19 protein-coding genes are annotated in these 24904 nt (G+C 29.1%); 18 read left to right on the forward strand and 1 reads right to left on the reverse strand.

The window, feature by feature from the left end; translation table 11 throughout:
- The 4 genes from RR430_RS05380 to RR430_RS05395 form a co-directional block, all read left to right on the forward strand.
- On the forward strand, window positions 1-948 hold a 948-nt coding region (locus RR430_RS05380), incomplete at its 5' end, for a hypothetical protein (RefSeq protein WP_332508752.1).
- 6 nt (window positions 949-954) lie between these two features.
- A complete protein-coding gene (locus RR430_RS05385) occupies window positions 955-1509 on the forward strand; it encodes an HAD-IB family phosphatase (RefSeq protein WP_332508753.1) in 555 nt (184 codons plus the stop codon).
- A 3-nt stretch (window positions 1510-1512) separates the two neighbouring features.
- The gene (locus RR430_RS05390) at window positions 1513-2880 is read left to right on the forward strand and encodes an MBOAT family O-acyltransferase (RefSeq protein WP_332508755.1); all 1368 of its coding nucleotides are present in this window, start codon (window positions 1513-1515) and stop codon (window positions 2878-2880) included.
- A 14-nt stretch (window positions 2881-2894) separates the two neighbouring features.
- The gene (locus RR430_RS05395; RefSeq protein ID WP_332508756.1) at window positions 2895-4304 is read left to right on the forward strand and encodes a hypothetical protein; all 1410 of its coding nucleotides are present in this window, start codon (window positions 2895-2897) and stop codon (window positions 4302-4304) included.
- 17 nt (window positions 4305-4321) lie between these two features.
- Here the strand turns inward: RR430_RS05395 and RR430_RS05400 are convergent, their stop codons facing one another.
- Window positions 4322-6682: a YfhO family protein gene (locus RR430_RS05400; RefSeq protein WP_332508757.1), complete on the reverse strand. Its 2361-nt coding sequence runs from the start codon at window positions 6680-6682 to the stop codon at window positions 4322-4324.
- 144 nt (window positions 6683-6826) lie between these two features.
- Between RR430_RS05400 and RR430_RS05405 the strand changes: the two genes are divergently transcribed.
- From RR430_RS05405 to glf, 14 genes are all read left to right on the forward strand, one after another.
- Window positions 6827-7762 carry a glycosyltransferase family 2 protein gene (locus tag RR430_RS05405; protein WP_332508758.1) on the forward strand — a complete coding sequence of 312 codons (936 nt, stop codon included), beginning with the start codon at window positions 6827-6829 and terminating at the stop codon, window positions 7760-7762.
- Window positions 7763-7842: 80 nt separating this feature from the next.
- On the forward strand, window positions 7843-8805 hold the full coding sequence (locus RR430_RS05410; protein WP_332508759.1) for a glycosyltransferase: 963 nt from the start codon (window positions 7843-7845) through the stop codon (window positions 8803-8805).
- Window positions 8795-9955 (forward strand): glycosyltransferase, encoded by a 1161-nt coding sequence (locus RR430_RS05415; RefSeq protein ID WP_332508760.1) that lies wholly within the window; start codon window positions 8795-8797, stop codon window positions 9953-9955. The genes RR430_RS05410 and RR430_RS05415 overlap by 11 nt, the downstream gene beginning before the upstream one ends.
- Before the next feature lie 35 nt (window positions 9956-9990).
- Entirely contained in the window at window positions 9991-11574 is a 1584-nt protein-coding gene (locus RR430_RS05420) for an O-antigen ligase family protein (protein ID WP_332508761.1), read from the forward strand.
- A 1-nt stretch (window position 11575) separates the two neighbouring features.
- Entirely contained in the window at window positions 11576-12547 is a 972-nt protein-coding gene (locus RR430_RS05425; protein ID WP_332508762.1) for a glycosyltransferase, read from the forward strand.
- A gap of 23 nt (window positions 12548-12570) precedes the next feature.
- The gene (locus RR430_RS05430) at window positions 12571-14361 is read left to right on the forward strand and encodes a hypothetical protein (RefSeq protein WP_332508763.1); all 1791 of its coding nucleotides are present in this window, start codon (window positions 12571-12573) and stop codon (window positions 14359-14361) included.
- A gap of 5 nt (window positions 14362-14366) precedes the next feature.
- The gene (locus RR430_RS05435; protein ID WP_332488061.1) at window positions 14367-16226 is read left to right on the forward strand and encodes a hypothetical protein; all 1860 of its coding nucleotides are present in this window, start codon (window positions 14367-14369) and stop codon (window positions 16224-16226) included.
- 211 nt (window positions 16227-16437) lie between these two features.
- Window positions 16438-17367, forward strand: coding sequence for a glycosyltransferase family 2 protein (locus RR430_RS05440; protein ID WP_332508764.1), 930 nt, complete (start codon window positions 16438-16440; stop codon window positions 17365-17367).
- Between the two features lie 11 nt (window positions 17368-17378).
- Complete coding sequence (locus tag RR430_RS05445) at window positions 17379-18041, forward strand: hypothetical protein (protein ID WP_332488064.1); 663 nt, start codon at window positions 17379-17381, stop codon at window positions 18039-18041.
- A gap of 14 nt (window positions 18042-18055) precedes the next feature.
- Entirely contained in the window at window positions 18056-20821 is a 2766-nt protein-coding gene (locus RR430_RS05450) for an LCP family protein (protein WP_332488066.1), read from the forward strand.
- An 84-nt stretch (window positions 20822-20905) separates the two neighbouring features.
- Complete coding sequence (rfbA, locus tag RR430_RS05455; RefSeq protein WP_332488067.1) at window positions 20906-21796, forward strand: glucose-1-phosphate thymidylyltransferase RfbA; 891 nt, start codon at window positions 20906-20908, stop codon at window positions 21794-21796.
- A gap of 11 nt (window positions 21797-21807) precedes the next feature.
- Entirely contained in the window at window positions 21808-22698 is an 891-nt protein-coding gene (locus RR430_RS05460) for an NAD-dependent epimerase/dehydratase family protein (RefSeq protein WP_332488069.1), read from the forward strand.
- Complete coding sequence (rfbB, locus tag RR430_RS05465; protein WP_332488071.1) at window positions 22695-23714, forward strand: dTDP-glucose 4,6-dehydratase; 1020 nt, start codon at window positions 22695-22697, stop codon at window positions 23712-23714. Before RR430_RS05460 ends, rfbB begins: the two co-directional genes overlap by 4 nt.
- Window positions 23715-24881: a UDP-galactopyranose mutase gene (glf, locus tag RR430_RS05470; protein ID WP_332488073.1), complete on the forward strand. Its 1167-nt coding sequence runs from the start codon at window positions 23715-23717 to the stop codon at window positions 24879-24881. It abuts the gene before it with no gap.
- Window positions 24882-24904 lie beyond the last annotated feature (23 nt).

The raw sequence follows: 24904 nt of genomic DNA on the forward strand, positions 1-24904 counted from the left end.
AAACTAATTGAAGACGAAAATCCTTTGGAAAATATGCTGGATATTTTAACATACAATAATAAATTAAAGGAAATCAATCCAAGTGAGTATGATAAATATCTACGTATTAATAAAAATACTTCGTTTGGATATACTTTGAATTATACAAAACAATTAATACCTTATTTAAATAATTTTGAGCACAATGATGCTAAGTTAGCAGTAGATGAAACAAGATTTAATTATTTGATAAGAATTAATGATTTATTAAAGGAAAGTAATATACCACTATTACTAGTAAAGACTCCATATTATATTGATGAAGTAGATTATCAAATGTTTAATACAATATGGGAATATGCTCAAGATAATAGTATTGATGCAATAGATTTTAATAAAATATCAAATGAAATTGGATTTGATTATAACTCTGATTGCGATTACTGGCATACAAATGTTACTGGATCAATGAAGGTGACTAATTATTTAGCGAAGTTTATTAAAAATGAATATGAAATTAAACCAATAAACTCAAATTATGATCAAGCATATTTAGATTTATATGCGAAGAGTTTATATGCGATATTTAGCAGAACTTATGATATTAATAAATTGTTGGAATATATGAAACAATATGATGTGACAGTATTAATAGATTATAATAAGAAAAGTGCTATTTATATGGATCAAAGTCTATATGAATTATTAACAAGTTTTGGTTTAGATTTTTCATTAACTAAGCAAAATATTATATATACAAATGAAGAAATTAGTAATGTTAATGAAGTAAGAGTAAACATCAATAATCATAAATATGAATTTATAGATGAGAACTTATGGATTGATGATAAATGGATTGATACACAAGGTTCAAGTCTAAGATTTGTTGTCATTGATAATGGTACAGGTTATCCTGTAGATAATTTTGAAATAGAATTCTTAGATCAAATTTATGTAAATAGAAAGTAGGAACATATGAACGTATACGATTTTGATAAAACAATTTATGATGGTGATTGTACACAGGATTTTGTTTGTTACTGCATAAAAAAATATCCCAAGTGTTTAGTAGCTTTTATAAAAATAATATACTATGGGCCTTTATTTCTTTTAAAAATTATAAGAAAAACGAAGTTTAAAGAAAAAGTATATACATTTTTAAGATATATACCTAATATTGAAACAACATGTGATGATTTTGTTTCTTTGAATAAACACAAAATTAAGAAATGGTATTTTGTTAAACAAAGAGAAGATGATTTAATTATATCAGCATCACCAGAATTCTTGATTAATCGATTTTGCAAAGAGATAGGGATTAACTACTGTATGGCATCTAGAGTAGATATACATACGGGTAAATATACTGGTGAAAACTGCTATGGAGAAGAGAAAGTACATAGGTATGATGAAGTTTATCAAAGGGGCTTAATTGATGACTTTTATTCTGATTCATATTCAGATGATCCATTAGCAAAGCTAGCTAAAAATGCGTATTTGGTTCAAGGAGATGAATTGAAGGGGTGGTAGACTATGAACTTTTTGTCAATTAATTTTATAGTATTTATAGGCATTTCGTTTATCATGGCATGGGTTTTAAAAGGTAATCTAAAAAAAATAGGGTTACTACTTTTGAACTTTTGTTTTCTATTATCCTTTAGTAATCCTATACACTGGATATATATTTGTTTTATTATTGGAATTACATATTTTATAAGCTTTGAATTAAGCAAAAGAAAAAGTAAAAATAGTTTAATATTTGGTATTTCGATTGTAGTTGTTGGTTTATGTTTCTTTAAATATGCAGGATTGTTTAATTTTACTAATATAATTATGCCTATTGGTATTTCATTTTATACATTTAAATCAATTAGTTATATGGTAGAAACTTATAAAGGAAATATCAAATTACCATCTTTATTGAACTATGTTATCTATATTAGTTATTTTCCAGTAATTACAGCTGGACCTATCAATAAACCAAGTTTATTTTTTGAACAATTAGATAACTTAAAAAATTTCGATTATAAATATACAAAAAATGGTGCTGTATTATGTGCTCTTGGATTATTTCAAAAGTTAGTATTTGCAAATTATCTATTTACTGTTATTAATGCTATTCAAGCGTCTGAGAAAATGTTAACGGGTTGGTATACTGTTCTATATATTGTGCTATATTCATTTTACATATACATTGATTTTGATGGATATAGTAATATTGCAATTGGATTGAGTAGAATGTTGGGGTTTGATATAGAGAGAAACTTTAAGACTCCATATTTAGCAACATCCATAAAAGACTTTTGGAGTCGTTGGCATATTACTTTAAGTACTTGGTTAAAAGAATATATATATATACCTCTTGGTGGAAGTAAAAAAGGATTATCTAGAAAATATCTTAATATTATACTTGTATTCTTGGTAAGTGGTATTTGGCATGGATCAACAATTGTTTTTGTTATTTGGGGGTTGGGACATGGTTTATTAAATATAATTGAGGATCAATTTAAAAGGAGATTTCCAATTAAGAAATCAAATATAGTTATTAAAGGGATTGCAATATTGTTTAATTTTATTGCAGTATCTTGTTTATGGGTATTCTTTGATGCAGCTTCAATTGGCGATGCTATGCAAGTATTTGCAAATATATTTAAGCCTATGTTCTTCTCTTTAAAAACAATTGGATTAACGGATAGAGAAGGGGTATGGCTTTTAGTAATAATTGTTACAACTATAGTTACAGACTGTTTTAGAAACAAAATAAATATGATTGAGTGGATATCTAATAGAAATGTATTTTTACGTTGGGGATTTTATATTGCATTAATTATTATTACTATTATCTTTGGTACATATGGGCCAGGATATAATGTAGGTGATTTTATCTATGTTACATTTTAGTGAGGTATCAATTAATGAAAAATCTTATTAAGATAGTATTTAAGTCCACTTTGCTTCTTATTGTATTTTGTATTGGTTGGGTAGGATTAAGTGGCTTTTTTAGAACTAATATAGATCAATCTGGCAACCAATTTAGAAATCTTCCTAAAGAATCAATGGATATGATTATTCTAGGTTCTTCACATGCACAATATTCTATTAATCCAGCTGTTATTTATAATGAAACAGGACTATATTCTTATGTTTTAGGTAGTGGATGTCAACCTATGTCAATGTCTACTAAGTTTCTTGAGGAAGCGTTAAAAACGCAAAAGCCTGAAGTAGTAGTTTTAGATGTATTTACGATGATGCCTGCTCAAGAGATTTGTTATAGCGATGGGATGTTTTATAGAGCTATCCAACAAATGTCTGGTAAGACAAAAATTGAAGCTGCAGATTTAGTAGATAATAAAGATTTGAAATATGATTATATGTTCGATTTAAGGATGACACACTCAAACTGGAAAAATACTAAGTTTTTTGGACCGGATAAAGCGGTTGATGGTTTTAGCCCTACATTCGGATACATACATAAAGCACCAACAGATTTTACTTTTTCTTATTTAATTCCATTTGAAAAACAAAACAAATATGAATTAAAGAAAAAGGACATAGAAATGCTAGATTCTATTATTAATTTGTGTAAGAAGAATAATATTGAATTAATATTAATCAAAACTCCAATAACAATGGACCAAAAGAATCAGGATGCATTAGAGGCAATATGGGATTATGCCGATACTAAGGGTATTAAGCATATTGATTATTTAGAATTAGCAGAAGAGTTAAATTTTGCATTGGGTGTTGATGGTGATACTTGGCATAATAACTCTTGGGGAGCATATAAAACAAGTAGTTATTTAGCACAATACATTAAAGAAAATAAACTTGTTAATCATCACAAAACGAATATAAAATTAGAGGAAGCCTATAAAAAAGCAGAAAAAGAAACAATAAGTATTCTAAGTGTTAATCAAATTGATATTTATCAATTACTTGAGTATGCATCTAAATATGACATGATGGTAGCGGTTAAATACGAAGGAAGTAGGCATTCATCGATTGGGAAATATGAAAATGAACTACTTCAAGGTATAGGAATTAGTCATGATTTTATCAAGAATAAAAATACAGATTATTACGCAATTATAAATAATAAAGAAATATTAATTGAAAGTGATGAACCTATACAAAAAGAGTTGAATGGAACAAAATATCAGATTCTTGATAATAAAATAGTTATAGGCAATCAAGAATTTGATGATTGTGGAGAATTAGAATTAATATTTTTTGATGAAGATATGACTTGGTTTCAAGCTATAGATATTGATTATTCAAGCAGGTTTTTTTGGAAGAATGGATGTAATGGCTGGAATTGCAAGTAAATAACTAAATGCTTATGTTAGTTATGTTTTTTTAAATTTTTTCTTGATACTTCTAAATAATATTTAGTAATAAATAGTAATAAACCAATAATCATTGTAATGAATGCTATTTTTAATCCTGGAGTTTCGTAATTAAATTCTAACTGATGATTTCCTTTAGTTAATTCAAGCCCAATAAATCCACCATTAACGCTAGAAAAATTTACATTATTACCATTATCTTTGATACTCCAACCATAACTAGCTGGAATACTAAAGAATAGAAAAGAGTCATCATTTAATGTGAAATTAAATTTTATGTGTCCATTTGCAATCTCAATAGGGTTAATATATATTTTTTCACTATTTCCATATTTCTTGCTTAATATTTCTACATATTCATCGCTTACAATTAGGTTATTATTAAGTATTGATGAAATTTCGTGAAGATAGTAATTATCTAACTTTGACATATTTAATAACTCTGTTTTAGAGAAAAAAGTATTAAAAGATTGAGCCATTGCAAAATTTCCATTATTAAGATAAACAGAATAGTTTTTAGTTTTCAAAGAAGGTAGTTCAAGAAATGTTCCATAGTAATTATAATAATCAATATTAGAATCGTTTCTAACAATTGAATACTTAAGATTTAATAATTCATAAATATTAGGCTCGATAATTTGATGATTCCAATCAACAGATGGGTAACTTCTCATGTAATCTAAAAAATCGTAATTGACATAGTTATATTGTGAATCATATGACTTTGATGTTGGGATTCCATAGTATAAACCGTAGTTAACGGTTAGTGTATTATCTAATGTTGGATTAACATCTAATATTAGTCTATAGAATGATGGATCATATTCTTTAAGTGAATTATAAATATTCTTTACTTCGATATCATTATTTAGATAATCAGCTTCTAAATAAGCATTTTGTGTTTGTGATTTTATTACTACATGTGCTTGAAATGAAAACTCAATAAATGCAGTGATAAGTATTATTTGCAATGCAATTCGCTTATTTTTTATAAAAATTATTGAAAAACAATAAATTAAAGAAACTAGGGAAGCTAATAGTAGCATTTTTGGTTCATAATAAACAGATAAATCTAAATGCCTTGATAATGGTATCATATATCCTAATGCAATCATTGATATAAGCATAATCGATTCTGTTATTAATAGAATTTTAATGGAAAATTTATATGTGTTGAGTGAATAAGCAGAAATAAGAAGGAATGTAAAAGTAAAAATAAATGTATATCGCAAACTATAAGTAAAATGAAATAAATAACCTATTTTTGGTGAACAAACTGATAATATGGTAAAAACAAGCAAACACAGAAATGCGATTTTTTCTTTTTTATTATGGTTTTGGTAAAAAAATTGAGGGATTAATAATAAAGATAGAATTCCGCTATAAATGCCTATTTGATAGAAATAGTACCAATAGCTGTTATACATAGTTGAATCAAACTTAACAACAGGAATGAAAAAGTTTAAAACAATACTAAGTATGTTATCAATATCCCAAAAACTATAATTAACTAAGCCTTCGGTTGCAAGTCTTGGGCTACCTATCATGAAAAAGAAAGCAGGTAACCATATGATTGAGGAGATTAATACGGATATTAAGAAAGCTGATAATGGTTTTAAAGAAGCTTTGAAAAAGTTTTTTAAATTGAAACTGTTAATATAACAATAACGAGTACACCAATACAGTAATAAATAAATACAAAATGCCCAAGTAAAATAATAACTTGTCATAAGAATAATAGAAGATGAGATAATGAACAGTGTACTTTTCTTTGATTGCAAAATATTTTCTATGCCTGCTAGAACTAGAGGTAAAAAAGAGTAAAAACTAATGAATATAGGATGTTCTATAAAAATTAGAGACCATCCACTTAACATGAATGCAATTGAAAATATTATTCGAGTTTTGAAATTGATATTGTGTTTATTTAGAAAGAAATTGAAGGTTAACCCAGATATATAGAGTTTTAGTATAGTAATAATTAAAAGCGTACTAGGAACAAAATTTATGAATTTGTTTATTAAATAGGCAATAAGAGCATACAAATCTCCGATAAAACATAGACTAGATTTAGTTGCAAGTAGATCAGTACCAAATAAATAATTCCAGTTCCATCCAATATAACCACTGTCTAATGACTTGAAAAAATCACTATAAAAAGGTACGTATTGACTTGCCCAATCAAATTTAATTATAAAGACTTCACTCGCATCTAATGGTTGGTGCTTTATAAAAGATGTTAATAAGTCCCATGTAAATGGTAAAAAACAAATAAATAATATACTGAGTAATATTATGCTCAATATTAAAAATTCTTTTTTCTTCTTGGTATTCATAAAATCCCCTTTATTTTTCATAATAAATTATAATTTAGAAAGCTAATATGGTAAAGTACTAAAGAATTTTTGAATATATTGGGAATAATGGTTTTAATATATTAACAAAAATAAACAATTAATAGTATTTATTGTTATAATTAAATGGATTTAGGGGGAATTGATATGAAATATTCTTTTGTAATACCATGTTATAATTCTGAAAATACAATTACCGTTGTAGTTGACGAGATAATGCAAACAATGAAACAACTAGGATTTGAATCTGATATATATGAAATAATCTTAGTTAATGATTACTCTAAAGATAATACAAAACAGATAATTATGAAGCTATCAAATTTATATACGTGTGTTAAATATATATCATTATCAAAAAATTATGGACAAGAAGCGGCATGTTTGGCTGGATATAGACATGCAGCGGGTGAGTTTATTATTAATATGGATGATGATGGACAAACACCACCAAAGGAAGTAGGAAAGTTAATAAGTAAGATTGATGAAGGTTATGATGTAGTTTATGCTCATTATCCTAATAAGCATCATTCAAACTTTAGAAATTTTGGTAGTAGGTTGAATGATTTAATGTCAGAAAAATTAATCGGTAAGCCAAAAGGTATATATTTAGGGACATATAATATAATGCGTAGATTTGTTATTGAAGAAATAATTAAGTATGAAAACCCATATCCATACATTCGAGGATTGGTTTTACAAATAACTAGAAATATTGTAAACGTTGATGTTGATCATAATGATCGCCTTGCAGGTGAATCTAATTATACTCTTAAAACTTTATTGAAAATTTGGATGAATGGATTTACAGCATTTTCAATTGTGCCTTTAAGAATTTCAATAGTCTTAGGTTTATTAGCGTCATTATTTAGTTTTATTTTGATAATATACGCTGTAGTAGCAAAAATTAATAACCCAACAAGTGAGCTAGGTTGGGCAAGTACAGTTTCAATAATTTCGTTTTTTGCAGGAGTTATTCTTATTGTTTTAGGTATGATTGGGGAATATTTGGGTAGAGTTTATATATGTATAAATAAGACTCCGCAGTATGTAGAAAGAGAATCTTCATATGAGCAAAAGTAGAATTTGCAAAAATTCTACTTTTTATTTAGTGAAATAAGACAATAGAGACTAATTTTTGATATAATCAATATGGTGATGTTATGGAAAACATAGTTTCAGTTATAGTACCTGTATATAATGTTGAAAAATACTTAGAACGTTGTGTCAAAAGTATTCTTTTACAATCTTATATTAATTTAGAAATAATTTTAGTAAATGATGGCTCAACTGATAATTCTCTTGAATTATGTAGAAAATATAAGAAAAAAGATAAAAGAATAATGGTTATTGATAAAACAAATGGTGGTTTAAGTGATGCAAGAAATGCAGGACTTGAAGTAGCAACAGGAGAGTATGTATGTTTTATTGATAGTGATGACTTTATTGAATCAACCATGATTGAAAAAATGGTTGCGCAAGCAGAATTAGATCAAGCAGATATATGTGTTTGTGATATGGAATATTTATATGATGATGGAAATAAAAGTTTTGCCTCAGGAGGCGACTTTAGTAAAGCATCAGTAAAGGAAAATCCTGCATTAATACGTATTAATAATAGTGCATGTAATAAACTCTTTAAAACATCAATGTTTATGGATGTGAAGTTTCCTGTAGGAAAATACTATGAAGATTTAGCAACCGTGCCGATATTATTATATAAAGCAAACCTAGTAGCGAAGGTAAATGAAGCATTTTATATATATTATCAAAGAACGGGTTCAATAGCACATACTGCAAATAAAAAGATATTTGAAATCTATGATGCAATTGAAGATTGTATTGATTATGTACAAAAACATGGAAATGAAACGAGTATAATTAATGAGTTAAAACACCAATTTGTAATCCATGGACTAGATTTGACTACATTGCGAATCAAAGATTTTGATGATAAAATACTAATTCCTGAGTATTTACTGGAAAATATGGAGATATTAAGACAACATTATCCTAACTATCAAAAAGATATCTATTATAAGAAATATCCTTGGAAGAAAAAATTAATCTTCAAACTACTTGAGTGGAAGAAAGTTCAATTGGTGATGAGAATATATGGCAGATAAAAAGCGAATCTTATTTGTTAATGATGAAATGAGAATGGGTGGAGTAGCCCGTGTTTTAAATACCCTAATGAGTCAATTAGATACTGAAAAGTATGAGATTGATTGTTTAATACTACATAAAAGAGGGATGTTACTTGAAGAAATACCAAGCTATGTTAGGGTATTGGAAGGCACATCATTCTTTAATGCTGTTGATGAGAATTTGTGGGATTTAGTTAAACGATGCAATATAACAGGATTATTAAGTAAACTACGATTAGTTTTTTATATGAAGACGGGTTTAATAAAAAATAAAATAATAAGTGAAAGAAAAAAAATTATAAAAGAACCCTATGATGTAGAGGTGGCTGCTAAAGAGGGGTTTTGTACAATCTTTACAGGATTTGGTAATAGTAAAAGAAAAGTGAACTGGGTGTTGACTGATTATAGCGTATGCAATTATTCAAGAAGACATATGAGCTTAGTAAAAGAGGCACTACAATACATTGATTTAAATATAGCGGATTCAACACAAGCATTAGAAGCGTATGAAAAAGTGTTTGGAATAGATCCAAATAAAGGGAAATCTATTCATAATTTAATGAATGTTGAAAAAGTAGAACGTAATATAGCTGATGCAAGTGAAACAAGTATAGAAACTAGTGGATTAAATGTTATTGCAGTTGCGCGTTTTCATCCTCAAAAGAGTTTAGAAAGATTATTATATGCTCATAAACATGCATTAGATAGAGGTATAAATCATAACTTATATTTAATTGGTGGTGGGGAAACAGAGCCGCTATTACGTGAAATAGTTAAAGAAAACAATCTTACTAAGGTAATGTTTCTAGGTTATAAAATTAATCCTTATGCCGATATAGCAGCATCTGATTTGTTTGTATTATCTAGTCTATATGAAGGCTTTGCGACAATAGTAAATGAAAGCTTAATTGCTGGAACTCCTGTTTTATCAACAAGAGTAGGTGGTATAACTGAGCAAATTACTAAACCTGAATATGGATGGATAGTTGAGAATAATCAGCAAGCACTAAATGCAGGATATTATGAAGCTTTAAAAGATGCTACTAGACTTAAAAATATGAAGGATAAGTTAAAAGAGTATCATTATCCAAATGAGAAGATACTTCAAGAATTTATGGAAGTATTGTAAAATTATTAAATGACCTAGTCATACAAGGAGGAAGCATGAAAAAAATCGCTAATATATTCAATGAAAAGGTATTAAGCATCGCGATAATAGCATTAGTTATTGCTCAACCAATCATTGATATGGATTATCTTTTATTTGATTTCTTAGATCAGTTTGGCTTGCCTCGCTTTTCTACTATTTTACGTTTTATAATAATACCATGTTTAATTATTTGGACTTTCTTTTTAAAGGATAAAAATAAAAAGAAAACAGTATTATTTGGTGGATTATATGTTGTTGTATTGGGAATTTATTTTGTAGTACATTGTCAAAATGCCCAAGCTGCTTATCCATTAATGAAATTAACACCAAACTTTAGATTTAGTATTTATCAAGAGTTAGTATATATTTTGACATTAGTATTACCATTTGGACTAACTTATTGTATTTATCATCTAAAACTAAATGAAAAGACAATTAAGATGATTACATATGCAACATCATCAATTATTGCGCTTCCAATATTTATTGGAGATTTATTTGTTTTTGGTAAAAGTACATACGAAGGATATACTGTCGCAAACTTTCTTACTTGGTTTACTGGTATTTATGCAGAACATCATCCAAGAACATTAGCTAGTAAATTCTTCTTTAATGAAGGAAATACAATTGGAATATTGATGTTTATGCTTTTACCATTACTTTATTATTTCTTTTCTAGAGCTACAAATAAAAAAGAAAAAATAGCAGTAGGTGGTTTAATAGCAATTCAAAGTATTTCAATGCAAATTCTATCTACACGAGTTGCTACTTATGGTGCTGTAATAATTCCTATAGTATTTATAGTATTATATGTATTTGATACATTGATTCTTAAAAATGAGAAGTTTAAAAAGAGTATTTTAATTCTTTGCTTATGCTTTGCGGCATTGTTTGGTAGTATCCTAAATTTTACACCAGCAGTTGTAAATCAAAGAATAGATGCAAAGAATGACACAGAATTAGCTAAAAATGGTGCTGCTGATGAGGGTAGAGATAAATATGCTAACCCACCAGAAGATTTAGTTGAGGGATCATTAGAATACATACATTATTATCGTTACATGTTTGAAAAATATGGTATTGAAGCAAAATATGCATCATCTATTCCTAAGCAATACTATTTAGATTGGTATAGTTATACAATTGATCCTAAATATTGGTGTGATGTAATGTTTTTACCACTTGAACAACGTGTTGGTGGAAGAACTATTCAATCCTACTTCATGAATAATAAATTAGCGCATTTAGATTCAACACAAAGATTATTGGGTGCTGGTTATTCAACTTTTATGAATGGATCAATCTTACTTGAACAAGATTTTAAACAACAAATGATGACATTAGGTCCAGTTGGATCTGTATTAACAGTATTTCCTTGGGTATTTGCTGCACTTGGTGGGGCAATTCTTGTGTTATTAAAATGGAAGAAATTACTTAAACTTGATGTAATGATTTATGCATTATCATTTGTTGCGGCATTAGGTTCTGCTTATACAAGTGGACATACTTTAGATCAATTTATTTCTTCAACATTCATGGCGCTTTTATTAGCTGTCCTATTAAATAAAATAGCAGTTGCTTATAAAAAAGGTGAGTAATATGAGACCAACAGTAAGTGTTATTGTACCTGTTTACAATGTAGAAAAGTATTTAGGAAAGTGTTTGGATTGTTTAGTCAACCAAACACTTTTGAACATGGAAATAATAGTAGTAAATGATAGTTCTCCCGATAATAGTCAAAGCATTATTGATGAATATTGTGCCAAATATCCGCAAGTAAAAGCATTTATTAAACCAAATGGTGGAATTGCTGATGTAAGAAATTTTGGACTAACAAAAGTAACTGGAGAATATTTTGGATTTTTAGATAGTGATGATTATACAACACTAGATATGTTTGAAAAGATGTATCAAAAGGCTAAAACTGATGACGCAGATGTTGTTGTAAGTAACTTTAAATGGGTTAGTCAACAAAATAGTAGAGATCAAATAGAAGGCCCTTATCAACCAGGAAAAGAAATGATGGTAAAGCTATTTGCAACTCTTTGGAATAAAATATATAAGACTGATTTTATACGTAGTCTTAATTTAGAATTTCCAACAGGAAATCGTTATGAAGATGCATGTTTCTTATACTGTTTAACGCCCAATATTAATAAAATATCGTTTATTGATGAGTCTTTTGTATCATATGTACAACATGGTACAAGTATTACGCATACAAATAACGCTCAAGTAAAAAATATGATTACAGTTTTTCATATTATTGTAGAATACTTTAAAAATAATAATTTTTATGATGAGTATTATGATGAACTAGAGTATTTACATGTAAAGTTTTTCTTGGGAAATAGTTTTTTGCGTAGCGCAAGGATAGAAGACAAAACTGATAGAAAGAATACAATCTTATTAGGTTGGAATTTACTAAATGAAGAATTCCCTAATTGGAATAAAAATCACTACCTTAATGACTTAGGTGGATTTAAAAATAAGTATTTTAAGTTAGTAAGAAGTTGGAATATCATGTTTTTTGCATGGATATTTAGAAACTTTAAATCAGAAAATATTTAAATTTTATGTAAGGAGTCAAAAAGATGGAAACGATTAGTAAATTATTATTTGGATCAGTTTATTTCTTTATTTTACTAGGATTAGTAATTGTTTTATTATTAGACAAACGAGTAAGAGAAGTAATCAATAAAAATAAAAAGACATTAATTCTATTTCTATTGATTTCATTGGTTGTGCTAAATGTTTTACTTTATTTACATCTATCTCAAGAATCATTCATACCTTCTTGGGATTTTGGCGGTTTTTACCGTAAAACATTGGAGTTCTCTGATAAACTAAATCGCTCTATTCCAGAAGCATGGGATAATATAATTAATTCTATTAATTTTCATGAGTATAATTTCGTTGCTGAGTGGTTTCTATACCTGCCAATGAAAATAATTGGTAATAGCTTCTTGCGATATGCAATCGCAATGGCTAATTCATTTTTGATTCCAACGAGTTTATTATTAGTTCTATTTTACTTATTATTGACAGATAATAAGAAAAGAAATGTATTGCTAGATTGGACTATTTATTTTGTAATTATCTTATTTGGCCCAAATATTTACTCATTGGTTCAAGGGTATATTGGAAGTGCTGGACTATTTTTCATTTTAATACTCATGATGTTTATCTATTTGAAAAAATATGAAAAAGTAAATATTCCATTAGCGATATTAACTGGATTATTATTACTACTATTGTTAATTGTTCGTAGATGGTTTGCGTATTGGGTTGTTAGTTTCTTTGTTAGTTTAGTTTTACCATATATATTAATTAAAGATAAACGTATATATTTAAAACCCATTATTATCAATTGCTTTATTGCTGGCGTTGTTGCTTTAGGTATTCTTATTCTTGCATTTAATCCATTATTCAAAACAATAACAACTTATAACTATAGTGAAGCATATTCTGTTATGAAAGCCACAGGACCTGTTGAGGTAATACTATCGTTTATTCAAACCTATGGCATACTATTTGTTTTATTAATGATTTTTGGGATAATTAAATCCTATAAAAAAGAAGAGTTTTGGTTGTCCTTGATTTGTGTTGTTCAAATAGTTGTTTCAGTAATATTGTTTAATCAAGTACAACGTTTTGGTTCACATCATTATTACATAATAAATATTCCATGCTTAATTTTAATAATCATGGGAATGAGTTACTTGACTGATTTTGTGACAAAGAAAGTACTTACTATTGGATTAGTACTATTTAATTTATTAACAGTAATTAATTATCAAAAAACACTGGTATTAAAGAATGAAGTATTTAAACCGTTATTTATAGGCACTAATTTATTGCTGTCAGAACCATTACCAATGATTAGAGTTACTGATCGCATTGATGAAATTCAAGCACTAGTAAGTCGTTTAAATAATCAAGCAGGTGATTATGATTATTTTTATACGATTGCAAGTAGTTCGTTGTTCAATGAAGATATTTTAAGAAATGCATTATTACCTTATGATATTAATGGCTTAAAAAATGTAATACCATCATCAGTTTATGATTTACGTGATTACTTACCAAAAGATTTCTTTAATTATCAATATATTATTGTATCAGAACCACTTATCTTACAATTTAAAGAAGAAGAGCAAAGAGTTGTATCAATACTTGGACATTTTATTTTGAGTGATCCAATAGCTAAGGATTATTATAAATTAATTGAAGATGTAGTTATTACAAATGATATTCATATTAAAGTATATAGAAGGACAGATACTATTCCTAATGATGTTCGTAATTACGTAAGCGAACTATTTAAAGAGTATTATCCAAATGAACCAAGGATGTATGAATTCACAATGGTAGATGGAGAATAGAAAATATGATAGGAATTATGTGTACGCTGATTTGGATAATATTATGGAATATTGTTTTTGTGGATGTATTTAAAGAAAAATTTGAGAAGATGCTTCCATTTTCATTAATATGTGCTGCGTTGCTAGTGTATATTAGTGGTTTGTTTGGTTCGCTTAGGTTAGGTTTTTATGCAACACTATTCATAATATTAATTTATATTTGTATAAAAGTAATAGAGTACACAAAGCATAAAAAATGGAATATTCCAGTTGAAAATATTCTTACGAGCGGGTTTGTTATTACAATTGTTGTATATATAATGATCATAGGAATGAATTGGGTTAGAGGATTTAATCATTGGGATGATTATATGCATTGGGGATCAATGGTAAAATATAACTTTTCATTTGATCAATTTTATTGTTTTGACAAAATATTTATATTTGCCCATAAGGATTATCCGCCGATTGCATCGCTATTTGAAACTATTTGGTGTTACTTGGCTAATGGATATAGTGAAACAGTATGTATTCAGGCAATGCAATTTCTGCAAATGAGTTTTTTACTAGTACTATTTACTAAAATTAAATTAAATAAAAATAGCATAGGTAAACTATTATTGACTATAGGTATCATTATGACGGTTATTCTAGTATTACCCGAGTTAAGTTTTTTCTATTATGATTCAATTTATGTGGATTCGTTGATTGGTATAATGTTTGGGTATGCAATTTATTTTGTATTTAGTCATGAATTAAATACTAAAAATTTGTTATTGTTAAGCTTAATATCTACATTTTTAATATTATTAAAACAAATTGGATTAGCTTTTTATGGATTGATACTATTTGCGATATTTGTTAAGTTAATTTTAAATTTTAAAGAGTTAAAATTTAAAAAGATAATTCAAATAATTGCGATAGTTATTGGTATTCCATTAGTATTTTATTTGAGTTGGAAATACATGGTTAGTATTGCGGATGTTAATGGATCATTAACAGGACAATTTAGTTATAGTGATTTAAAGGTGTTTGATATATTTGGAATTATTAAAGGAACAATAGGGGAACAATGGCAAATAGAAACTGCCTCAAAGTTTATCCATGCATTATTTGATAGACCAATGTTTTATAAGCCTATTCAATTATCATATGTATTATCACTAGTAGTAATCAATGCTATCTATTTTATGATTTGTGTATTCTTTAAAAGAAGCAAGTTTAAGACATATTTTGCAACTATGGTTGTTTATAACATTGGTGCTATAGGATATGCATTTGGTATGCTGATGTTATATGTGTTTGCTTTTGGACCCTATGAAGGACCTATTTTGGCATCATTTGAGAGATATATGGCGACCTATATACTATCGGGTGTATTAATTATTATATTTAATATATTTGAAGATTTTGAGGTTAATTGGAAGTCACTTGGCTGTATACTAATAGCATTTATTGTAACAATTCCAGTATCACACTATAGTAGATTAAAGCCTTCTCTTACATATTCGTCATGGGGAGATGGGTTAAAACCATATGCAGAAATGCTAAATGATAAGATTGCTCCAGGTAAAAGTATCTTGATGATGGAGCAAGAACAACAAGGAATACATCATTACATCCTGGGATATTACTTGATGCCATTAGAAATGAATGCTTATTCATTTGGAGCACCAAAGTATGAAAATGACGTTAATTCAGTAGAGTTTAGTCAAGAAGAGTTTGATGAGTTGATTATGCAATATGATTATTTCTATATTTATATGTTTGATGATGAAGGAAATAAACTATTACAAGATCATATAAACCCAGAAGAAATTAACTTTTCTACGTTATTTGAAGTCAAAAAAGAGCAAGGAGATTATTTCTTAGTTCCAGTAAAGTAATTAATTCAAGAAGATAGGTAAAACTAATCTTCTTTTTTTGTTTGCATTTGGTGACATTTATTATTTGTGAAATAATTGATATTACTTTAAAAAGCCTTTATTTATCGGATAAAATGATGTTTTACAATTATAAAGTTTTTCTTAAGAAAATATTAGAAAGTATACATTTATTTACGATTATTGTATAATTTATACGTTATGGAGGTAAGTCATGAAAAAGTTATCCATTGTAGTGCCTTGTTATAACGAAAAGGAGACTGTTTCATTATTTTATGATGCTACTTCTAAAGTAGTTGAAGAAATGGGAATAGATTACGAAATCATTTTTGTAAATGATGGCTCAAAAGATAGTACATTAGATGAATGCTTAAAATTATATGAAGCTCATAAAAAAATAGTAAAGGTTATCGATTTCAGTCGAAACTTCGGTAAAGAAGGCGGATTATTAGCTGGTCTTGAATATGCTACAGGGGAATATGTAGCAGTAATGGATGCTGATTTACAAGATCCTCCATCATTTTTACCGGAAATGTTTAAAGAAATGGAAGAAAAAGGTGTAGATATTGTAGGAACGCGCAGAGTGTCACGTAAAGGTGAACCTCCAATACGTTCATTTTTTGCAAGGCAATTCTATAAACTTATTAATAAATTCTCAGATGTAGAAATTGTGGATGGAGCTAGAGATTATCGTCTAATGACTCGTCAAGTAGTTGATGCTATCTTAGAACTAAAAGAATATCATCGTTTTTCAAAGGGTATATTTGTTTGGGTAGGATTTAAAACTATCTACTTAGAATATGAAAATGTTGAGCGAGTTGCAGGTGAGACAAGTTGGTCTTTTTGGAAATTACTTTCATATGCAATTGAAGGAATTATTGCGTTTACAGTTGCACCATTAAGAATCGCAACATTCTCTGGTATCTTTATTTCTGCTTTTTCATTCCTATTCATGTTATTTATCATTGTGCGTGCCGCATTGTTTGGTGATCCTGTAAGTGGATGGCCAAGTATGATGACGATAATTTTATTCTTAGGTGGTATACAATTAGTTGCATTGGGTATCATTGGCGAATATTTATCAAAGACTTATATGGAAGTTAAAAAACGTCCAAATTATATTGTTAGAAAGATTTACGAATAAAGGAGAACCTTATGACAAAGAAAAAAAGTAAAATTAATGGCTATTTGCTAATAGTTATTCTAGCGATGGCAGTAGTTGTTACATTGCTATTTGGATTTAATATTGTATCTGTTGGACTTAAAAAAGGTGCTGGAGCAGGAACAACTGTAGAAGTTGATTCTGGTAGTACAATGAAAAATGATCAATATACAATTGGTAATAATCCAACAGATTTTAGTAAAGAAACATTTAAAAAATTAACAAAAGCATTAAAAGATAATGTACCAGAAGATATTGCAACTGCTGTTGTAGAAAACTTTATTGCTGATTTTTATACATGGACCAATAAAGATGGTAACTATGAAGTTGGTGGAACTCAATATATTTGGTCATCAAAGTATGTTTCTTTTATGGAACAACAACGTTATGGCTTCTATAAGGATTTAGATTTATACATTAGCCAATATGGACGTGAGAATTTATTAGAGGTTGATACGATAACTGCATCAGCTATTAAAATTGATGGCGATTATGAGTTTAATGGCAGCACATATCCACAATACTATGTAACTGCTGAATGGACATACAAAGCAACAGATAAGATTGACACTAGTGAATTCATGGATATGGGATATTTCATTGTTGCTAATCACGATGGAAGATACGAAATCGTTGAATTCTATGGTGCATATTAATGGGAGGGACTAAAATGACAAAGAAGACAAAGAAACAAACTGGTCGCATTCGTCGTGATCTAACAGTCTTAAACATTATTTATACTGTTATAGCATTTGTAATCAACATATTAATGTGGTGGTCTATTTATAGCGTTGTACGTTATAGTTCACTAAGTAAATGGTTATTTATTGCATTAAATATTGTAGTTTTATTAATATTACTTGTTATGGATTACTTATTATTCATGTTAATAAGAACTAAAAAAGTAAGATTTATGAATACTGTTTCAGCTATGTTAGCAGTTCTATTACTAATTAGTGGATTCTCAACATTCCTTGTAACTAAAGTTAACGTAAATGTTAATAAGATTACTAGCTCTGGATCAGGAACAGTAAAAGAAAACGTAGAAACAAGTATTGTAGTTTATAGTGAGTCTGGTACATCTTCAATTACAAAGATTGAAGAATTAGCAGGTAAGACTGTAGGTGTTATAGAAAATACAAACTATGCAACATTAGGACAAGAAGAACTTTCGGCTAAGGGCGTTACGGTAAGTATTGAGCCATTTAGTGATTATATTACGGCAGCACAAGCATTATTTAACGGCGAAATAGATGCAGTTATTATGCCAAACAATTATGTTGGGTTATTAGAAATAAACGATGGATTTGGTGAATATCTTGATAAAACAACAGCTATTTCAACGTTCTCTAAAGTTGTTCAAGTTGAAACTGAAACAGGATCTACAAAAGATATTACTGCAGAACCATTTACAGTATTGATTCTTGGGGTAGATGAAGGAAGATCTGATGCAATAATGGTTGCTTCATTTAATCCAATTAGTATGAATGTTACATTATCATCATTAGCACGTGATAGTTATGTTCCTATTGCTTGTTATAGTGGTAAGAGTTCAGATAAACTAGGACATGCGCGTGCAGTTTCACGCCAATGTGCTATTGATACAATTGAAGATTTATTAGATATTAACATTGATTACTACTTTGAAAGTAATTTTAAAGGAGTAGTAGAAATGGTTGATGCATTAGGTGGAATTGTTGTTAACAACCCATTTGAATTTGTTGGTCAAAACTCATCAGCAGAACGTGGACACAAAACTGTTTGGATTCCAGCTGGAGAAAACGTACCTTTAAATGGTGAACAAGCATTAGCATTTGCTCGTGAAAGACATTTATATTCTACTGGAGACTTCCAACGTCAAGCAAATCAACAACAAGTTATTCAATCAATATTACGTGAAGTTGTACGTTTGCGTGATGTTTCAAAAGGTGTTGCAATGATGGATGCAGCTGGTGAAAACGTTAAGACAAATATGTCTATCGATCAGCTAATTTCATTATTTAATTACACTATGAAAAAAGTAAATAGATACTATGACAAAGAGCATGTTGAAGATGTATTTAATATCATTGGATCACGTGTAACAGGTTATGGAGATAGTATATGGAATGAAGGAATGCAATCCGCTATCTACTATTACCGTCTATTTGAAGGTGCTATAAAAGATACTCGTGCAGCAATTGAAAGAAATATAGATATGACTAGTGCAATTACTGCACCAAAAGAAATATCGTGGAATGCTAAGTGGGAATTTGTAGCTCCAGTAATTGCAAATGAAACTTATGCAGAAAAGGTTATTGTTTCTGAAGTACCAGATACATTACCTAATTACACAACTGTAGGAAAACTTCAATCTTGGGCTAAAGCATTCAATATAACAGTAAACATTGAATACATTGGTGAAGGTATGGAAGGCTATGATGCTAGTAAAGCAGATGGAACAATTATTTGGCAAGATGTTGCTGCAGGATCTAAAGCTAGCACATTTACAGTAATTAATGTCAAAGTAATTAAGAAAGATGCTAAACCAGTAACCGCTTGTCCTACTGATGCTACTGGAACTCATCCAAATTGTGTTTGTACAGATACAACAAAGAAATACAATAAAGATAAGAATGTATGTGAAGTTCCAGCACCAACAACGGGAACAGAATTTACATTAACAGTTAAGTATGTTAATAAAGATAACAATACAGACATACAAGCGGCAACAACTCAAAAAGTAGTAGGTGGACAAACATATACCGTTACCCCAACTGCGAAAATCACAGTGGGTGGTGTTGATTATAAACCAGAACATGCTACTTATAGTGGAACTATGCCAAGCAATGATGCATCTGTAACAGTGTACTATGTAAAATCTGGTGGAGGTACAACTCCTGCTTGTCCTGCTGGATCATCAGGAACACATCCAAATTGTGTTTGTACAGATGCGAATCAGCAATATAACAAAGATAAGAATGTATGTGAGGCAAAACCGCAAGTAGAGCTAAAACATACTTGGACAGATACTGGAAAAATAGTAACTGAATCAGTATGTAATGCTGATGGAACATCAACGACAGGTAAAAAAGAGCAAAAATGTCCTGGTGATGCAAACCATAAAGAACATTTTCAAAATGTAGATTACAACAAGACAGGATGCACGGTTCAACCAGTTCCATGTTCTGCACCAAATACAAGTGGTAATGTTGGGGCATGTGTGTGTATTCCAGGATATACAGGTGACGCCAATTCTGCGGCAGGTTGCTCAGCAGATCCAAATACTGAAATAGGTTGTAAAGCCTTGAGTAAGTTTTGGTATGATGGGGCTTGTCACGATACAGAAAAGCCAGCTGAACCAGTTGTTACTAGATTTGGTAAAACTCAGCCTAACTTTATAAAATTCAACAAATCTGTTATTGATTTTGCAAAGAACCTATTAACAATTAAGTAACATATAACCCAAGAAAGGTGATTTCTTGGGTTTTTTATATCATATAAACATGGTACAATATGGTAGTAATTATGGAGGATTTCTATGAAAGGAATAATTCTTGCAGGAGGAAGTGGAACTCGTTTATATCCACTTACAAAGGTAACTTCAAAACAATTGTTACCAATTTATGATAAACCAATGATTTACTACCCACTAAGTACATTAATGTTAGCGGGCGTTAAGGATGTTTTAATTATTTCGACACCTACAGATTTACCAAACTTTGAAAGATTGTTAGGTGATGGATCGCAATTTGGTATTAATTTACATTATAAAGTTCAAGAGGTTCCTAATGGATTAGCTCAAGCTTTTGTTTTGGGTGAAGAGTTCATTGGAGATGATGAAGTATGTATGGTACTAGGAGATAATATTTTCTATGGTAACCAATTTGGTAAAATGCTAAAGAAGGCTGTAGACAATAAAGGACGCGCTACTGTATTTGGACAATATGTTCATGATCCAGAAAGATTTGGTGTAGCTGAAATTGATGAGAGTGGGAAAGTATTAAGTTTAGAAGAAAAGCCTACTAATCCTAAGAGCAACTATGCGGTAGTGGGATTATATTTCTATGATAATCGTGTTGTACAATATGCTAAAGATTTAGAGCCATCAGCACGTGGTGAATATGAAATCACAGATTTAAATAAAATTTATCTTGAAAAAGGTGAACTTGATTGTGAAGTTTTTGGTCGAGGATTTGCATGGCTTGATACAGGAACAATTGATTCGTTAGCACAAGCTACTAATTACGTACGCACAATTGAAGAAATACAAGGTATTAAAATTTCAGTGCCTGAAGAAATTGCGTATTATAACAAATGGATTACGAAAGAACAATTATTAAAAGCTGCTGAGCAATATGGTAAGAGTGGCTATGGAGAATATTTAAGATTTGTAGCATCAGGATCATTAAAAACAACGTATAACAAATAGATTGAGGTCATATGAAAGTAATTTTTTTAGGATGTGGATACTTAGGGTATAACTTAAGTGAAGCATTAAAAAATAAACAAGAAGTTGAAGTATGGGGGCTGGATAGCCCATATGCTTCACTTTCTACATGTTTTAGGAATGTCGATGTATTTAATCTAGATGAACTTAGTAAATATGATTTAAATGATGCGATTATTGTTGATACAGTATCATTAGTATCTAACTCAGCAACATCAGATAATGATGATTTATATCTAGAAAAATTAAAAAATAAATACAATGAACTATTTAATTATTTGAAAACAAGAAATATTAATTCATATTACTTTATTTCAAGTGGTGGTACGGTATATGGTGAAACAAATATACCAATAAAAGAAAATCATGAATTGTTAGCGAAGACATTATATGCAAAAAGTAAAGTTATGTTAGAAGAGTGTTTAAAAGAATCGGGACTAAACTATGTAATACTGAGATTAAGTAATCCATATGGTGGATTTCAAGTAACTGATAAGAAACAAGGAGTAATTCCAATCCTTATTGAAAAAATTCTTAAAAATGAAGAATTTGAACTGTGGGGAGAAAGTAATACAGTTAGAGACTATATTTACATTGATGATTTAGGCCAATTGTTTAATAAACTAATTGATCATAAAATTCATAATGAAACGATAAATGTTGGTTCAGGTGTAGGGCATAGTTTAAAAGAAGTATTTGATTTAGTAGAGAAAAATACAAATAAAAAAATAAATGTAAAACATGTACCAAGTGATGTACCTATCGTAAAATCAATTATTCTTGATATAACTAAGTTATTAGATTTAACGAAAATAGATATTAATACCACACTAGATGAAGGTATTAAAAAGGAAGTCAAAAGAATACAGGAGGAACTAAAATGAAAATTTGTGTAACTGGAGGAGCAGGATTTATTGGTAGTAATTTTGTTTATTATATGTTAGATAAACATCCTGATTATGACATTGTGTGTTTGGATGCTTTAACATATGCGGGTAACTTAGAAACATTAGAAGAAGCAATGAAGAATCCAAAATTTAAATTTGTTAAGGGTGATATTGCTGATAGAAAATTTGTTTATGATTTATTTGAAAAAGAGAAATTTGATATTGTAGTTAATTTTGCTGCAGAGAGTCATGTTGACCGTAGTATTGAAGAACCAGAAATATTCTTGGTTACTAATATTTTAGGAACTCAAGTATTATTGGATGCTTGCCGTAAATATGGAATTCAACGTTTCCATCAAGTTTCTACAGATGAGGTATATGGTGATTTACCATTAGATCGCCTTGATTTATTCTTTACTGAGGATACTCCATTACATACTTCAAGTCCATATTCTAGTAGTAAAGCTAGTGCTGATTTATTAGTACTTGCATACTATCGTACTTATGGATTACCAGTTTCAATAAGTCGCTGCTCAAATAACTATGGACCATATCATTTCCCGGAAAAATTGATACCATTAATGATTTCTAGAGCTCTTGCTGATGAAAGTTTACCAGTATATGGAAAAGGCGAGAATGTGCGTGACTGGTTACATGTTTACGATCATTGTAGCGCTATTGATTTAGTTATTCATAAAGGTAGAGTAGGTGAAGTATACAATATTGGTGGGCATAATGAACGTACTAATTTAGAAGTAGTCAAGACTATTCTAAATGCATTAGATAAACCTGAAAGTCTTATTACATATGTAACTGATCGTAAAGGTCATGATTTACGTTATGCAATAGATCCAACTAAGATGGAAACAGAATTAGGTTGGAAACCAGTATACAATTTTGATACAGGTATTAAACAAACAATTGAATGGTATTTAGACAACAAATCTTGGTGGCAAAATATTATTAATGGTGAATATCAAAACTATTATAAGAAAATGTACGAGGATAGATAGATGAAACCAGATGTTATTGTAATTGGATGTGGTTTTGCGGGTTCAGTACTTGCAGAAAGATTTGCATCACAATCAAATAAGAAAGTATTAGTGATTGATTCAAGAATTCATGTTGGCGGTAATATGTATGATTTTATTGATGATAATGGAGTACGTTATCATGAGTATGGTCCTCATATATTCCATACTAACAGTAAAGACGTAGTGGATTACTTGTCTAATTTTACAGAATGGTATCCTTATGAACACCGTGTATTGGGTTTAATTCAAGGAAAGAAAGTACCTATTCCATTTAATTTAACAAGTATTGAGCAATGTTTTGAACCGGAAAAGGCAGAGCGATTAAAAGAAGCATTAATATCTGCATACGGTATGGATACTAAAGTACCTATTCTTAGATTAAAAGAAAATGAAAACGAAGAAGTTAAAGAACTTGCTGAATTTATATTTGAAAATGTATTTAAATATTACACAATGAAACAATGGGGATTAACAGTTGAAGAACTAGATCCAGGTGTAACTGCACGGGTACCAGTATTAGTAGGTAGAGATGATCGATATTTCCAAGATAAATATCAAATTATGCCTAAAAAAGGGTATACAAATATATTTGAAAATATGTTGAATCACGAAAATATTGAAGTAAGATTAAGTGTAAATGCACATGAACATTTACGTGTAGATTTAAGAGAAAATAAAGTATATTTTGATGGAGAAGAATTTAGTGGACCAGTAATTTTTACAGGTGCTGTAGATGATTTATTAAATTATGAATTTGGTGACTTATCATATCGTAGTTTAGAATTTGATAAACAATCACATACTGGTACTTATCAAGAAGCGGCTACTGTGAACTATCCGACTCCAGCAGAAATGAATGGATATACACGTATTACTGAATACAAACTATTAATGGAAACTTATCCAAATGATAAGACAACTATAGCTGTAGAGTATCCATATGCTTATGATAGACATGGAGAAAAGGGTAATATACCTTACTATCCAATCTTTACAAGCGAAGATAAACAAAAATATGATACATATTGCGATAAAATTAAGGATATCACTAATTTGCATTTAGTTGGTCGATTAGCTGATTATAAGTACTATAATATGGATCAAATTGTGGCTCGCGCATTAATGATTTATAACCAAATTAAGTAACCCATCGATGATGGGTTTTTCTT

It is taken from the genome of Anaerorhabdus sp. (assembly GCF_036641015.1).
Lineage (GTDB): Bacteria > Bacillota_I > Bacilli_A > Erysipelotrichales > Erysipelotrichaceae > Anaerorhabdus.